Annotated in this window: 10 protein-coding genes and 1 tRNA gene; 5 read left to right on the forward strand and 6 right to left on the reverse strand. The window is 70.4% G+C overall.

Annotated features, from left to right (window positions below):
* The first annotated feature begins 11 nt into the window (after positions 1-11).
* Positions 12-800 carry a sporulation protein gene (locus tag MEICH_RS24380; protein WP_051304070.1) on the forward strand — a complete coding sequence of 263 codons (789 nt, stop codon included), beginning with the start codon at positions 12-14 and terminating at the stop codon, positions 798-800.
* 298 nt (positions 801-1,098) lie between these two features.
* On the opposite strand, the gene truD is transcribed toward MEICH_RS24380, so the two are convergent.
* Positions 1,099-2,166, reverse strand: a complete 1,068-nt coding sequence (truD, locus tag MEICH_RS0109325; protein WP_027892392.1) for a tRNA pseudouridine(13) synthase TruD — start codon at positions 2,164-2,166, stop codon at positions 1,099-1,101.
* Between the two features lie 41 nt (positions 2,167-2,207).
* On the opposite strand from truD, the gene tilS reads away from it, so the two are divergent.
* Together tilS and MEICH_RS0109335 are read left to right on the forward strand one after the other, a co-directional pair.
* The gene (tilS, locus tag MEICH_RS27075) at positions 2,208-3,779 is read left to right on the forward strand and encodes a tRNA lysidine(34) synthetase TilS (protein ID WP_157202691.1); all 1,572 of its coding nucleotides are present in this window, start codon (positions 2,208-2,210) and stop codon (positions 3,777-3,779) included.
* Between the two features lie 22 nt (positions 3,780-3,801).
* Positions 3,802-3,893 (forward strand) — tRNA-Ser (locus MEICH_RS0109335).
* Positions 3,894-4,342: 449 nt separating this feature from the next.
* Here the strand turns inward: MEICH_RS0109335 and MEICH_RS30575 are convergent.
* The 4 genes from MEICH_RS30575 to MEICH_RS0109355 all read right to left on the reverse strand — a co-directional run bounded on the left by MEICH_RS30575 (position 4,343) and on the right by MEICH_RS0109355 (position 7,531).
* Positions 4,343-5,758, reverse strand: a complete 1,416-nt coding sequence (locus tag MEICH_RS30575; RefSeq protein WP_027892394.1) for a glycosyltransferase — start codon at positions 5,756-5,758, stop codon at positions 4,343-4,345.
* Entirely contained in the window at positions 5,758-6,006 is a 249-nt protein-coding gene (locus tag MEICH_RS30580; protein ID WP_027892395.1) for a HEAT repeat domain-containing protein, read from the reverse strand. Before MEICH_RS30580 ends, MEICH_RS30575 begins: the two co-directional genes overlap by 1 nt.
* 889 nt (positions 6,007-6,895) lie before the next feature.
* Positions 6,896-7,249, reverse strand: coding sequence for a response regulator transcription factor (locus MEICH_RS0109350; RefSeq protein WP_027892396.1), 354 nt, complete (start codon positions 7,247-7,249; stop codon positions 6,896-6,898).
* Positions 7,250-7,309: 60 nt separating this feature from the next.
* A complete protein-coding gene (locus MEICH_RS0109355) occupies positions 7,310-7,531 on the reverse strand; it encodes a response regulator (RefSeq protein ID WP_027892397.1) in 222 nt (73 codons plus the stop codon).
* A gap of 839 nt (positions 7,532-8,370) precedes the next feature.
* On the opposite strand from MEICH_RS0109355, the gene MEICH_RS24395 reads away from it, so the two are divergent.
* Complete coding sequence (locus tag MEICH_RS24395) at positions 8,371-11,700, forward strand: ATP-binding protein (protein ID WP_051304072.1); 3,330 nt, start codon at positions 8,371-8,373, stop codon at positions 11,698-11,700.
* A 105-nt stretch (positions 11,701-11,805) separates the two neighbouring features.
* Here MEICH_RS24395 and MEICH_RS0109365 read toward each other — a convergent pair whose 3' ends face one another.
* Positions 11,806-12,294, reverse strand: a complete 489-nt coding sequence (locus MEICH_RS0109365; RefSeq protein ID WP_027892398.1) for an RrF2 family transcriptional regulator — start codon at positions 12,292-12,294, stop codon at positions 11,806-11,808.
* Between the two features lie 125 nt (positions 12,295-12,419).
* Between MEICH_RS0109365 and MEICH_RS0109370 the strand changes: the two genes are divergently transcribed.
* Positions 12,420-13,280: a sulfurtransferase gene (locus MEICH_RS0109370; protein WP_027892399.1), complete on the forward strand. Its 861-nt coding sequence runs from the start codon at positions 12,420-12,422 to the stop codon at positions 13,278-13,280.
* Positions 13,281-13,289 lie beyond the last annotated feature (9 nt).

Consider the following 13,289-nt stretch of genomic DNA (forward strand, 5'->3'; position numbering starts at 1 on the left):
CTCGGCTGGTCATGGTGCGGCGTCTGCTGGCGAGTTTCGGCATCGGTTCGGCCAAGGTGGACACCCTGCTCACCTCGCGCACCCTGCGGCCTGGGGAGCGGCTCGAGGGCATCGTGCACCTGCGCGGCGGGCAGGCGGAGCAGCGGGTCTCGGGCATCTACCTCGACCTGATGACCCACGTCGAGCACGACGACCGGCCAACCGCCCACCGCGTGGCCCGCTTCGACCTGGAGGAGGACGTGCGACTGGGCGCGGGCCAGGAGGCCGAGGTGCTGTTCAGCTTCGTGCTCCCGCCTTACACGCCGAGCACGCTGGCCCCCGACCCCCAGCGCCCCGCCCGCAACCAGGTCTGGCTGCGCACCGGGCTCTCGGTGGCCTGGGGCCTCGACCCCCAGGACTCCGACCCCCTCGAGGTGCTGCCCCTGCCCGCCGTGGAGGTGGCGCTCGAGGGCGTGCGGCAGGCGGGTTTCCGCCTCGAGGGCGTGCGCAACGCCACCCAGCTCATGCTCCAGGGGGCCTGGCTGAGCCTGCCCCTGCCCGTGCTCCAGACCTTCAGCTTCGTGCCCACCGGCGGCTACCAGGGCCGCCTGGACAAGCTCGAGCTGACCCTGAGCGACCTGGGCGAAGAACTCGAGTTCGTCCTCCAGCTCGACCAGAGCACCTCGGGGCTGGGGGGCCTGATCTCCGACATCCGCGACACCGACGAATCCGCCGAGCGCCTCCGCTTTCCCGCCGACCTCGACGACCCTGGGCTCGTGCGCCAGCGGCTGGAGGAGGCGCTCGAGCAGGCCGGGGTTTGATCGGTAGGGGATGCTGATAGCTGATAGCCGAACGCACAGCGTGGGTCGTACGGCGTACGTCCTACGTCGTACGCGAGACGCCAAACGCCAAACGCCGAACGCCAAACGCAAGACGCAAAACGCCAAACGCAAGACGCAAGACGCCTTGTCACCCCCCTTAGCAAGGGGGGCTGGGGGGGATATTCCCTCCCCGCGCGCGGGGAGGGAGGGGGAGGGGTGCCTTTCGCCACGAGCCTTTCGCTTACCGCTGACGGCTGATAGCTGAAAGCTGACAGCCACAAGCGCTGTCCTCCGCGCCCTACTCCTCCAGCTCCTCGCCCTCCTCCGCGTTCTCTGGGTTGCGCTTCATCACCTCGCGCAGCACCGTGGTGGCGTAGGCCCCCTTGGGGAGGAAGAAGCTGACCCACACGCCTTCGGGGGCGGGCTCGAGCGCCCATTCCTGTAGGGGGAAGCGGATCCAGCGGCGGTCGCCCTTGCGGGCGGCGAACTGTTCGCGGCTGAGGGCGTAGCGGGAGAGGACGCGGTCCTCGAGGGCGCGGGCTTCGGCTTCGGCCTCGCGGTACTTCTTGCCGTAGAGCGGGCCGGTGGCGCTGATCTCGAAGCGCTGGGCGCGGGGGTTCTCGGCCTCGGGGTCCTGCACCACGAACTCCCCGCCGGTGTCGTGCTTCTTGGCCACGTCGCCCTGGATCACCCGGTCGAAGAGGCCCTGCCGCAGGCGCTCGCCCAGCCAGTCGTTGAACAGGAGGCTTTGCAGGCTGCCGATGAGGAAGCGCTTGAGCCAGGGGTTGCCCCGGCCCTTGCCGGTGGTGACGAGCTCGTAGCCGCGCAGGGGGTTCTGCCCGCCGATGCCGAAGCGCTGGGGGCCGTAGTAGTTGGGGACGCCGTGGCGCTCGAGCCGCTCCAGCACGGTCCGGGCGGTCTGGGGATCGGGCGGGGCGTCGGTGCGCACCAGGATGCGGAAGCGGTTGCCCTTGAGGTGGCCCACCCGCAGCTTGTTGCCGTGGACGCTGGTCTCGAGCACCCGCACCCCCGGCAGGTTCTCCAGCCCGTCCAGGCGCTCGGCGGCCCGCAGGGGCACGCTGAACCACTGGCGGGTGAGGGCGTGCTTGTCCTTGAGCCCCGCTACCCCGATGGCGGCCTCGTTGATGCGCAGCTCGTCGCGCAGGAACTCGAAGACGGCGCGGGTGGTGAGGCCCTGTTTCTCGAGGAAGAAGTAGAAGTGCTCCCCCTCGCCGCTAGGGAGGTAGGCGGGCACCTCGGTCACCTGGAAGTCGGCGTTCTCCACGCGGATGCGCCCCTCGAGGCCCGGCAGGCCCTCGGTGAGGTAGGGGTAACGGTCGAAGTCGAAGCGCAGGTCTACGTCCATTCGCCCAATCGTATAGCCTGGAGCCCAGGATGACCGATGGCATGACCGAGTTGCTCCGGCGCCTCCGGCACGACCTCGAGCCCCTCCCCCCTGACGCCCTGCTGGTGGCGGCGGTCTCGGGCGGGGGCGACTCGGTGGCGCTGCTGCACCTGCTGCACGCGCTGGGGCGGCGGGTGGTGGTGGCCCACCTCGACCACGCCCTGCGCCCACAGTCGGGCCGGGAAGCCGCCTGGGTCGCGGCGCTGGCCGGGCGGCTGGGGATGGCGTGCGAGGTCGAGCGCGTGGAGGTGGCCGAGGTGGCGCGGCGCAAGCGGGCCAACCTCGAGGCCACCGCCCGCGAGCTGCGCTACGCCTTCCTGGCCCGCGTCGCCAGGAAGCACCGCGCCGCCGCCATCCTCACCGCCCACACCCAGGACGACCAGGCCGAGACGCTGCTGTGGCAACTGGCGCGGGGCAGCGGGCGGGCCACGGGCATCCGCCAGCGCCAGGGGAGGGTGCTGCGGCCCCTGCTGGGCTTCAGCCGCCAGGAGCTGCGCGACTGCCTGCGCGCGCTGGGGGAGGACTGGCTCGAGGACCCCACCAACCAGGACACCGCCCTCGAGCGCAACTACCTGCGCCACGCGGTGCTGCCCAGGCTGGAGGAGCGCTTCCCGCACAGCAGCGCCCACCTCGCGGGGTTCGCCCTGCTGCGCCAGCAGGAGGACGAGGCGCTCGAGGCCCAGGCCGCCGCCCGCCTGCTCCCCGACCCGCGCTGGCCGGCCCTGGCCTTCCGGGCGGCCCCGCTGCTCAAGAGCCCGCCCGTGCTGCGGGCCCGCGCCCTGCGGCAGCTTCTCGAGCGCCTCGAGCTGCGCCCCGAGCGCCGCTTGGTGGAGGCGCTGGGGCTCGCCCTCGAGGGCCAGCCCCAAAGCCTGCCCGAGGGCTGGCTGGCCCGCCGGGTCGAGGGCAGCCTGTTCCTCCTCCCGCCTGTGCCCCCGGTACCGCTGCCGCCCGGCCTCCGGGCGGCGAAGCCCGGCGACTGGCTCGAGCGCCCCTTTGGCCGCAAGCGGCTAGTGGAGTTCCTGGCCGAGCAGGGCGTGCCCCCCGAGCTCAAGCGGGTCTGGCCGGTGCGGGCCGAGGGCTCGCGGGTGCTGGAGGTGAGCGGGCTCGAGCCCGCCCCCCAGGACCGCCGCTGGATGGCCGAAGCCCTGCGGCTAGCCCGGGAAGCCGGGGCCCGGGGCGAGGTGCCCATCGGCGCGGTGCTGGTGCGGGACGGTGAATTGCTCTCCTCAGCCCCCAACCGGGTCGAGGAGCTGCGCAACGCCACCGCCCACGCTGAGCTGCTGGCCCTGAACGCGGCCATCGAGCGGCAGGGCGAGAAAGTCCTGCCGGGCAGCACCCTCTACGTCACCCTCGAGCCCTGCCCCATGTGCTACGGCGCGCTGCTGGAGGCCCAGGTCGCGCGGGTGGTCTACGGCAGCGAGAACCTCAAGGCCGGGGCCTTCACCGTCCACGGCGTCCGCCCCGCGATGCGCTGGGAGGGGGGATGGCTCGAGCGCGAGGCCTCGAGGCTGCTGCGCGATTTTTTCGCCCGGTTGCGGGGGCGGCATCTTGACGAGCGCGAAAACGCCCCCTAAAGTTGTAAGGCGGCCCTGTTTTGGAGGGGTGCCAGAGCGGTTGAATGGGCCGGTCTCGAAAACCGGTATATCCCTTGCGGGGTATCGAGGGTTCGAATCCCTCCCCCTCCGCCACCGAAGCAGCGAGTCCCCCTGGTTTTGCCGGGGGGATTGGGTTTTGGGTGGATGGCGGGATGCCGATAGTCGATAGCTAATAGCCGATAGCCCAATGCCGAACGACAAACGCCCAACGCGGGTCGTACGTCGTACGCAAGACGCAAGACGCAAGACGCAAGACGCAAAACGCAAGACGCAAAACGCAAGACGCAAAACGCAAGACGCAAAACGTATGACACCTTGGCCCTCGGCCCTGGACTCTCGGCCCTCGACAAGTCATACCAGATTCGGTCAGTTCGTTCCCGAATGGGGACGGACTGACCCGACCGAAGGGATACGCTTTCTTCGCCGACCGTCAGGGAGGGGTGTGCTCTAGGATCCGAAAAGATAGCCTCTGAAGGTCTTTGGTTTGGGTGATTATCTTTTTGAATCCGGTATCACTAGCCACGAGCCACTGGCTACGGCCCTCACGGCCTTTTGGCTTGCTGCGTCTCGAGCCCCTTGCGGGTCATCTCGCCCCAGACGCCGCGTTTGCGCCAGACCTGGAAGCTTGCCAGGAAGCGTTCGAAGGTCAGCAATTGGCGGTAGCCCAGAACCTCGAGCAGCCCCAGGCCGAGCAGCAGGGCGCGTTCCCAGAGGTTGTGGTAGCGCTTGAACAGCAGGGTCTCGATGCCGATGGCGAGGTGGGAGAGCAGCACGCCGAAGCCCAGGGCCAGGAGCAGGAAGAGCAGGGCGAACTCGAGGTTGAGCAGGCCGAGGGCGTAGGCCACGGGGAGCATGAGGTAGCCCAGCACCTCGACCACGGGGGAGAGGGCCTCGAAGAAGAGGAAGTAGGGCATCGCCAGTACTCCCAGCCGGCCGTAGCGGGGGTTGAAGAGCATGGCGCGGTGGGCCCACAGCACCTCCCACAACCCGCGGTGCCAGCGGTTGCGCTGCTTGCGCAGGGTCTTCCAGTCGGTGGGGACTTCGGTGTAGCAGATGGGGTCGGGGGTGTAGACGATGCGGTAGTCCTGCCGCTGTTCGCGGGCGCGGCGGTGCAGGCGCACCACGAGCTCCATGTCCTCGCCCACCGTGCCGGTGCGGTAGCCGCCCACGGCCAGCACGGCCTGGCGGCGGAAGAGGCCGAAGGCGCCGGAGATGATGAGCAGGGCGTCCATCGCGCTCCACCCGGCCCGGCCGCTGAAGAAGGCCCGGGCGTACTCCACGATCTGCATGCGCTCGAGGAAGCCCCTGGGCAGCCGCAGCGCCTCGACCACGCTGCCGCGCACGGTGGCCCCGTTGAGCGGGCGGATGGTGCCCCCCACCGCCAGCACGGCGTCGTCCTCGAGGAAGGTGCGGCTTGCCCGCAGCAGCGCGTCGCCGTCGAGCAGGCTGTCGGCGTCGACGGCGCAGAAGACGGGGTAGCGGGCCAGGTTGAGCCCGGCGTTAAGCGCGTCGGCCTTGCCGCCGTTGTCCTTGTCGAGCACGACCAGGTTGGGGTGGCGCAGCGAGCGGTAGATGGCGCGGATGGGCTTGCAGTCGATGGCCTTGCGGAAGACCACGGGCTCTTCGACCAGCGCGTAGGCCTCGCGCAGCTTCTCGACGGTGCGGTCCTTGGGGCCGTCGCAGACGACCACCACCTCGAACTCGGGGAAGTGCAGCGCTAAGAAGGAGCGCACCGACTCCACGATGGTCTTCTCCTCGTTGTAGGCGGGCACCAGGATCGAGACCGGCAGGTAGGCCTCGCGCTCGAGCAGGTCCTTCAAGGCCAGCTCGGAGAGCTCGCGGGCGTAGCGGGCCACCATGCTCAGCCCCGCCAGCGAGAAGGCGGCGTACATCAGGTTGAGCACGGCGAAGTAGCCCAGCACCAGCACCTGGTAAGCGAGGTAGAGGTCGGCCAGCATCAGCGCTCCCGCAGGACCTGGGCGGCCATGTCGCGGCCGTAGCGGTCGGGGTGCTCGGCGGCGGCGTGCTCGAGGAGGGCGGGGCGGGTCTGGGCCAGCGCCTCGGCGGCGGCGCGCCGCACGTAGAAGGAGGGGTCGCCCAGGCGCTTCCACAGCTCGCCCTCGGCGAAGGCCGGGCTCAGCAGCGGCAGCAGGCGCACCGCGTGGATGCGCAGGAACTCCTGCGGGCTGTCGAGGGCCTCGCGCACGGCGGCCTCGTGGCCGTCGGGGGGGTAGCCCAGCCGGAGCAGGGCCCGCAGGGCGGCGGCCTTCAGCTCGGGGTCGGGGTGGGCCAGGAAGCGGGCGACGGTCTCGGCCAGAGCCAGCAGGGCGCAGGCGCCCGGCGGCCTCGAGCGCGGCCCACAGCTCGCGGGAGCCGCCCGCCTCCAGGAGGCGCTCGAGCACCGGCGCCGCGCGGTCTTCGAGCAGCAGCAGCACCTCGAGCAGCGCCCCCCGGGGCAGGCCGGTGTAGAGCAGGGCTTCGGCGAGGCCGCCCAGCGCCTCCGGCGGGGCCGAGCGGGCCGCGGCGCGGGCGGCCACGAGCCGCAGCAGGGGGTCGCCGTGGGTGAGGTAGGGCAGCACCAGCGGCACGGCCTGGGGGAGGCGGGCCTGGGCCAGGGCGTCGAGGGCGCGCAGGCGGGTGGCGCGGGAGGCAAAGCGGCGCTGGAGGGCCCGCTGCCAGGGGTTGGGCTGGGCCTCGAGCCAGGCCTGCACCTGCCGGGCCTCGGCGCCCTTGAGCACCTCGCGCATGTGCAGCAGGGCCTCGAGGGTGGGCTTAGGCCACGGCGGGGGCGGGAGCGGCGCGCCGCCGAAGAGCGCCTCGGTGAAGCGGGTGACCCACAGGTCCTTCTCCCTCCGCGCCCGCTGCTCGGCCACGCCGGTGAGGGCGTGGTAGAGCAGGATGTAGGCCGAAAGCAGCAGCAGGCTCAGCCCGGTGAGCACCACGCCCTGCAGGAGCACCGCGTAGGCCTGCCCGTAGGGCGCCAGGCCGAAGAGGCGCTCGAGGAACACCCCTGCCATCCGCCCCAGCGCCCAGCCCTCCGCCAGCAGGACGCCCAGCACCAAGAGCGTGTAGAGCCATTCCCCCTGACGCCACATCTACAGACACCGCTCCAGACGCAGGATCAGCTCCTGGGGGCTGAAGGGCTTGGTGAGGAAGTCGTTGGCCCCCAGCTTGAGGCCCCTGACGATCACGTCCTCCTGCTTCAAGGCCGAGAGGATGAGCACGGCGGTCCGGCTGCCCAGCTCCTCGCGCAGGTGGCGCAGCAGCTCGAGCCCGTTGCCCCCGGGGAGGTTGATGTCGAGGATCACCGCGTCGGCGGGCTCGGCCAGGGCGCTCTTGGCGCTCAGGAAGTCGCGCGCCAGCACCGGCTGGTGGCCCGCCCGCTGCAGGACCAGCTCGGTCACGCGGGCCACCACGGGGTCGTCCTCGATGACGAGAATGCGGGCCACGGCTTGCTCCACCCCCAGATTACCCGATGGCGGGTGGGAGGCCGGGTCGGGCGGGGCGGCTCAGCCCTCGAGCAGCCGCGCGACCTCGCGCAGCAATTCCTCCCGGCCGAAAGGCTTGGTCAAGAAGGCGTCGGCGCCGCAGGCGCGGGCCTCGAGCTCGAACTGCCGCTCCCCGCTGGCGCTGAGCACCAGGACGGGCAGCGCCGAGCGCTGCCGGATCTGTCGGATGAGCTCGAAGCCATTCGTTTGAGCGTGGAGAGATGGGAGCTGTCCTGTCCCCACTGGGGCCTCTACCCGGGAGTACTCCCAGGATCAGCTGGCTGCGTGTCCCTACGGCATAGCTCCCCTTTACCCAGCTCCGAAAGGGTCTACCCCGCCGGGTCTGAAAGTAGGCGCTGGCCTGGGTGGGGCGAAACCCGGTGCGATCTAAGGCTACTGCCTCCTCCACCACCCCTAAGCTCTGCAATAACTGCCGGTTCATCTCATCCAGGTGACTCGCCCGAAAGCGTTGATACATCCGGCTGAGGGTGCTGTAGTGAGGCACCGCTTCGAGTTCCAGTGCCTCCCTGAGTCCCTGGCTCATCCGCAAAAGCTCTACAAAGTCACGGTAGCTCATCTTGAGGTAGAAGCACAACACGACGCAGGCGGCCAGTTGGGGGAGGGCATATGTCTTGGGGCTATTGGGGTGGCTGTATTCGGGAAAGGCTGCTTGAGTCTGGACGTAGATGATTCGCGCAACCTCCAGGTGCAGGCTCGGTCGTGGCTGGGCTGCTTTACCCGCCCGGCAAGAATGTCTTGGGGAGCGTTGATGACCCATCTGGCTCTACTATACAAACCTTGCAACAGAGCAGGTTCAAAAAGATAATCGCCCAAACCAAAGACCTTCAGAGGCTATCTTTTCGGACCCCAGAGCACACCCCTCCCTGACGGTCGGCGAAGAAAGCGTATCCCTTCCGAGGGGCGCTACCGCCCTCCGCCATGCGGATAACTTCGGCTCGGTCAGTCCGGCGCCGAACCGACCGAATCGGGTATAAGGCCATTCTAGGGGCGGGGGCCGTCCTGCCGGGTTCACGCGGCCATACGCCCTACACCCCGGGGCCTCGAGGGGCTAACCTTGGCTTATGTTCCGCCGCGGCCGCCTCAGCAGCGAGCTCTTCGAGAAGCTGGCGGGCTTCCACGAGGCCCTGCTGTCGGAGCTCGAGCTTCGCCCCATGCTGCGCAACCTGCTCACCGCCGCGACCCACGGGCTGGGGGCCGAACGGGCGGCGATCTTCCTGTACCACGCCGAAGACGGCGAGTTGCGCGGCGAGGTGGGGACCGGGCTGGGCACCAACCACACCGTCTCGGCCATCTCGCTGGGGCTCTCCCACGACGGGCCCATCCAGCGGGCCTTCTTCGGGCCGCCGGAGGGGCTCGAGCTCCCCGGCGAGATCCTGCTGCCGGTCTACGCGAGCGCGGCCCCGGCGGGGGGCGAGCCCTTCTGCTGGGGCGACCCCGAGGCCCGCTGCAACCTGCGGCCCCGCGTCCGGACCGCCCAGCGGGCCGAGCGCTGCCCCTCCTGCCCGCACTTCGGCGGGGTGGGGGTGCTCTCGCTCGAGGGGATGGCCCTCGACGAGGAGACCCGCCAGCTCCTGCCGGTGCTGGCCCGCCTGGTGGCGCTGGCCCTGCGCAACGCCCGGCTCCACGAGACCGCCCTGGAGCAGAAGGCCCGCCTCTCCCGCCACACCCGCGTGCTCGAGCTCGTCAACGCCCTCTCGCACGAGCTGGTGCGCAACCTCGAGCTGCGGCAACTGCTCGAGGCCCTGGCCTGGGGGCTCTACCGCGACCTGGGCTACTACCGCGTGACCGTGGCGCTCAACCGCGGCGGCGTGCTCGAGGGGCTGCTGACGGTGAAGGAGGGCGAGCTCACCTGGACCGAGGGGGTGAGCCGGCTGCACCTGGACGTGCAGGCCTCCCCCGACCCCTTCGCCCGGGCCGCCCGCGAGCGCCGCCCGCTGGTGGTGGCCGAGGAGGAGCTGCCCCCCGCGGCCCACGCCCGCCAGATGGCCTTCGTGCCCATCACCGCCTACCTGCCGATCCTGGCCGAGGAGGAGGTGCTGGGGGTGGTGGCCGTAGACCACGGCGACAGCGGGCAGGCGGTGGGCGAGGAGGAGCTGCGCTACGTGGAGCTCCTGAGCTACGTGGCGGGCGCGGCCATCAAGAACGCCTACGCCTTCGAGGAGCGCGAGCGGGCCAACCGGGCGCTGGCGCTGGAGCGCCAGAAGCTCACCCAGGCCTTGGAGCTCATGGGCGACGCGGTGATCGTGCTCGAGGACTACGAGGGCTTCGCCAACCGCATGGCCCGCGAGGTGCTGGGCCTGGGCGAGCGCGTAGCCCTCGACGACCTGCCCCCCGAACTGTACCCCGCGCTGGAGGGCCGGCCGGTGGAGTACGTCCACGAGGGGCGCACCTTCTCGGCGCTGAGCACCAGGGAGGGGCGGCTGTGGGTGCTGGTGCTGCACGAGATCACCGCCATCCGCCAGGCCCAGCAGCGCCTCGAGGCCCAAAGCCGCTTCCTGGGCCACCTCGCCGACATCACCCGCCAGGCGCTGGAGAGCCCCGACAGCCCCCACCTGCTGGGCACCCTCGCCGACCGCCTATCCGACCTCTTCGCCGCCGGGTGGGTCTGCCTGACCCTGTGGGACGAGTCGCGCGGCGTGCCGCTGCCGGCGTGGGCCCGGGGCTTCGCGCTGCCCGCGCTCGAGCCCGCCCTGGGCGAGCCCTCCCTCACCCAGGCGGCGCTGCGGCTGGGCCGCGTGCTCACGCTGGAGGACGTGCGGGCGAGCCCCTACACCGACCCCGTGCTCGCCCACGCCCCGCCCACCGCCTCGGTGCTGGTGCTGCCTTTCATCGCCCGCTCGCGCTGGCTGGGCGCGGCCATCCTGGGCTACGACCGGCGCCAGGCCTTCGGCCCCCTCGAGCTCCAGCAGGCCGAGCAGGCCGCCCCCCTGCTGGCCCTGGCCCTGTTCAAGACCCGGCTGCTGGAGGAGCTCGAGCGGCGCGAGCGGCGCTTCCGCGCCCTCATCGAGAGCATCCAGGACGTGGTCTACGTGGTCTCGCCCGAGGGGGTGCTGCGCTACGTCAGCCCCAACGCCCACCACGTGCTGGGCTACGACCCCGAGGGCTACACCCGCACCGAGGTCAGCGGCCTGGCCTTCTTCCACCCCGACGACCGGCCCCAGGCCCGGGCCCTGCTGCGCGAGATCACCGGCCTGCCCGGGGCCACCCGCACCGCCGACCTGCGCGTGATCGACGCGATGGGCGAGGTGCGCTTCGTGGACCTGTGGGCCCGCAACCTCCTCGACGACCCCGACGTGCGGGGCGTGGTGGTGACCCTGCGCGACGTCACCGAGCGCAAGCAGGCCGAGGCCGCCCTGCGCGAGAGCGAGGCCCGCAACCGCGCCATTTTGCAGGCCCTCCCCGACCTGCTCTTCGTGATGGACGCCGGGGGCACCCTGCTGGCCTACCAGGGCCGGCGCGACCAGCTCCTGATGAGCTCGGAGGCCTTCCTGGGGCGGCGCCTCGAGGAGGTCCTGCCGCCGGAGGTCGCCGCGCGCGTGGGGGCTGCCCTATCCGAGGTGCTGGCGCAGGGCGGGATGCGCAGCGTGGAGTACAGCCTCGAGGTCCACGGCGAGCGCCTGGACTACGAGGCCCGCCTGGCCCGCAGCGGCCCCAACGAGGTGCTGGCGGTGGTGCGCGACGTGACCCAGCAGAAGCAGCTCGAGCGCATGAAGCAGGACTTCGTCTCGGCCGTCTCGCACGAGCTGCGCACCCCGCTGGTGGGCATCATGGGCTTCGCCGAGCTCCTGCTCGAGGACGCCCGGCTCGACCCCGAGTCGCTGGAGTTCGTGCAGCTCATCCGCGAGAGCGGCCTGCGCCTGAAGAACATGGTCGACAACCTCCTCGACACCAACCGCCTCGAGTCCGGCCGCTTCGAGGTCAACCGCCGCCAGGTCGACCTGACCCCCACCCTGCGCGACGTGGCCGCCGCCTTCCGCGGCGTGGCCCAGCTATCGGGCATCGCCTTCGAGCAGCACCTAGAGCCCCTGCCCCCCCTGCTGGCCGACCCCGACCGCGTCGGCCAGGTGGTCGGCAACCTCCTCTCCAACGCCTTCAAGTTCACCCCCAAGAACGGCCGCGTCACCCTGCGGGCCCGCGCCCGGGACGGCTGGCTGCGCCTCGAGGTCGAGGACACCGGCCCCGGCATCCCCCCCGAACAGACCGACCGCCTCTTCCAGCGCTACGGCCGCACCCACTCCGCCCTCGAGCGCGGCATCGGCGGCACCGGCTTAGGCCTATACATCTCCAAAGCCATCGTCGAAGCCCACGACGGCCGCATCGGCGTGACCTCCGAACCCGGCAAGGGGGCGTGTTTTTACGTAGAGCTGCCGCTCGAGGGCAGGCGGGTTTAGTGCGGCGCGTGGCTCGTGGTAGACCCCACCCCGGCGGCGTCGAGGGTCTAGGCGTCTTGCGTTTTGCGTAGGACGTACGACGTACGACCCGCGTTCGGCTATCGGCTATCTTCCCCGCGTCGTCAGCAACTCGATAGGGTGCAGCAGGTGCTCCAGACACTCCCCGTAGTCCACTCCCCGGCGGTAGTCCTCGGCCAGGTCGGCCACGCTGACCTGGCTCAAGGCCTCGAGCACCGCGTCGCGCACGCGCATCCAGACGTGGCTGCGGGCGTGGCAACGGGGCTCTTCGACGCAGGGCTTGGGCCAGTTGAGGCTCACGCAGGCCAAGGGGGCGATGGGGCCGTCGATGGCGCGCATCACGTCGCGCAGGTTGATCTCCTGGGGGGGACGGGGGAGGGTGTAGCCGCCGCCGATCCCTTTCTTGGACGTCACCAGGCCCTGGGCCACCAGCACGGCCAGGATGCGCACGAGGTAGGTGCGGCGCACGCCGGTGGCGCGGCTGAGCTCCTCGCTGCCCACGAAGCGGTCGGGGGGTTGGTTGGCCAGGTAGCCCAGCGCCTTGAAGGCGTAGATGTCGGTGGCGGAAAGCCGCATGGGAGTAGTTTACGGCTTTTGTAATCTGTGTTAGCGTAACGCTGGGCTGGTCGGCTTAAGGGTTCTCATGAGCAAAGCCGGCACGCCCGCTTCGGCTTCAAGACCACTGCCAGGAGGCTGAGATTATGAACTACGCCAACCCCGATGTTTTGGTATCGACGGATTGGGTGCTCGAGCGCCTCGACGACCCCAACATTCGCGTCCTCGAGGTCGACGAAGACATCCTCCTCTACGACACCGGCCACGTCCCCGGCGCCCAGAAGATCGACTGGCAGGGCGACTTCTGGGACCCCATCATCCGCGAGTTCATCCAGCCCGACGAGTTCGCGGCGCTGATGGAGCGCCTGGGCATCTCCAACGACACCACCGTCGTGCTCTACGGCGACAAGAACAACTGGTGGGCCGCCTACGCCTTCTGGTTCATGAGCTACAACGGCCACAAGAACCTCAAGCTCATGAACGGCGGGCGCATCAAGTGGACCCAGGAGAACAAGCCCCTCAGCACCGACAAGCCCTCCTACCCCAAGGGCCACTACGTCCCCGGGCAGCGCGACCCCAACCTGCGGGCCTTCAAGGACGAGGTGCTGCAGCACCTGCAGAAGGTCCAGGCCGGTTCGGGCGCTTTGGTCGACGTGCGCAGCCCCGCCGAGTTCACCGGCGAGAAGACCCACATGCCCGAGTACCCCCAGGAGGGCGTGCTGCGCGGCGGGCACATCCCCGGCGCCAAGAGCATCCCCTGGGCCACCACCGTCAACCCCGACGGCACCTTCAAGAGCGCCGACGAGCTCAAGGCCCTCTACGAGTCCAAGGGCGTGACCCCGAACAAGGAGGTCATCGCCTACTGCCGCATCGCCGAGCGCTCCTCGCACTCGTGGTTCGTGCTCAAGCACCTCCTGGGCTACCCCAAGGTCAAGAACTACGACGGGAGCTGGACCGAGTGGGGCAACAGCGTGGGCGTGCCCATCGCCAAGGGTGCCGAGGAGTAACTTCCTGCG

The organism is Calidithermus chliarophilus DSM 9957 (assembly GCF_000430045.1).
Taxonomy (GTDB): domain Bacteria; phylum Deinococcota; class Deinococci; order Deinococcales; family Thermaceae; genus Calidithermus; species Calidithermus chliarophilus.

What these genes read in the sequence shown, in the direction of transcription:
- truD (WP_027892392.1), bottom strand. Translation starts at nt 2,166, where the DNA reads ATGGACGTAGACCTGCGCTTCGACTTCGACCGTTACCCCTACCTCACC.
- tilS (WP_157202691.1), top strand. Translation starts at nt 2,208, where the DNA reads ATGACCGAGTTGCTCCGGCGCCTCCGGCACGACCTCGAGCCCCTCCCC.
- MEICH_RS24380 (WP_051304070.1), top strand. Translation starts at nt 12, where the DNA reads ATGGTGCGGCGTCTGCTGGCGAGTTTCGGCATCGGTTCGGCCAAGGTG.
- MEICH_RS0109370 (WP_027892399.1), top strand. Translation starts at nt 12,420, where the DNA reads ATGAACTACGCCAACCCCGATGTTTTGGTATCGACGGATTGGGTGCTC.
- MEICH_RS0109365 (WP_027892398.1), bottom strand. Translation starts at nt 12,294, where the DNA reads ATGCGGCTTTCCGCCACCGACATCTACGCCTTCAAGGCGCTGGGCTAC.
- MEICH_RS30575 (WP_027892394.1), bottom strand. Translation starts at nt 5,758, where the DNA reads ATGCTGGCCGACCTCTACCTCGCTTACCAGGTGCTGGTGCTGGGCTAC.
- MEICH_RS24395 (WP_051304072.1), top strand. Translation starts at nt 8,371, where the DNA reads ATGTTCCGCCGCGGCCGCCTCAGCAGCGAGCTCTTCGAGAAGCTGGCG.